A 1,075-nucleotide genomic window follows, 5' to 3' on the forward strand; every position below is an offset into this window, starting at 1 on the left:
GGCAATAATTTACTTTCCATCCCGAAATTGAAAACCGCCCGCAGGTGAGCCACCTTGTTGTTCCAGGTATAGCTGGACTGCTTCTGTTCCCCCAGAAGATAGCGCCGCCACTTCAGGACATCCCGGTGAGTTACCTCATCCGGTTGCACCATTTCCCCTATAAAGTTGACAAATCCCCGCTTCACCTTTCTGTAGCTCCACTCGGTTGCCGGCCGCAACATATGTGAAAAAAAGTAATCATCCAATAATTCATCCCAACCGATTTTTTCTGCTGTTTGTAACATATTATTTTTTCCTGATAACACCAAAGCATCATGACAATGGATTGTTTAAAATAGCTTTATTTAAAATAAACAGATAAATAATTATCAAAATCATTTATATTACAATAATGTCCTTAAGTGACTTTGAGTGGCAACCGTTTCTTTCTCCGGCACCGGCCGTTCGGTGAGTTTTAAGCCGTGATGGTCATTTTTTGCAACCTGCTGATGAGAAGATCCCTGCCCGGATTGAAATAACGACAATAATGTCAGGGTATCAGTATTATGATCACCGGATAGTTCAGGTACCGATACCGCTTCCAATGGAGGGTGTGGAGACACCCGGCCAGATTTAGACAATTCCTCTTCTGCGGCATCAGATATCTCAGAAGTCTCTGCCAATTTCAGCAAAGGAGACTGTACCTGCCCGGCGGCTTCCTGAAGCAAGGCATCAATCAACGGCACGGAGGCGGGCTGGCCGCCCAGATGCAGGGCCAGACAGCGCCATGCTTCCGGCACCAGAAACAACCAGCTCACTGCGTCTTCCGGCAGTAAACGGGCCGCCAACAGGGCTTTCAGTGGCACAGGAAAATCTGGTTGTGTGGACCGAAACCGAAACCGAAAGCGGCGGTCCGGCGTCCACAATCCCGGCTGCCAGCCATGCCCATCCTCCAGCTCACCTTCCAGTTGCCGCAGCAGGGGCAGGTGGTAGAACAGCGCCGCCCAGAACACCACCGCCTGCCACAGCAGGCTCTGGATGACCTGCGTTTCCGGTGCCGCCCCCGGCGGCAACAGATGCCCTTTTGCCAGTCTCA

The 1,075-nt window shown here is 50.9% G+C and carries 1 protein-coding gene and 1 pseudogene; both read right to left on the reverse strand.

Annotation, left to right across the window (positions count from 1 at the left end; translation table 11 throughout):
* Window positions 1-284 (reverse strand): annotated as a pseudogene (locus PSI15_RS18065) (site-specific integrase); the annotation flags it as partial.
* Between the two features lie 99 nt (window positions 285-383).
* Window positions 384-1,075, reverse strand: a 692-nt coding sequence (locus PSI15_RS18070) for a TraI domain-containing protein (protein WP_273584727.1), incomplete at its 5' end; no start/stop codon positions are given.

It is taken from the genome of Xenorhabdus sp. PR6a (assembly GCF_028599065.1).
Classification (GTDB): domain Bacteria; phylum Pseudomonadota; class Gammaproteobacteria; order Enterobacterales; family Enterobacteriaceae; genus Xenorhabdus; species Xenorhabdus doucetiae.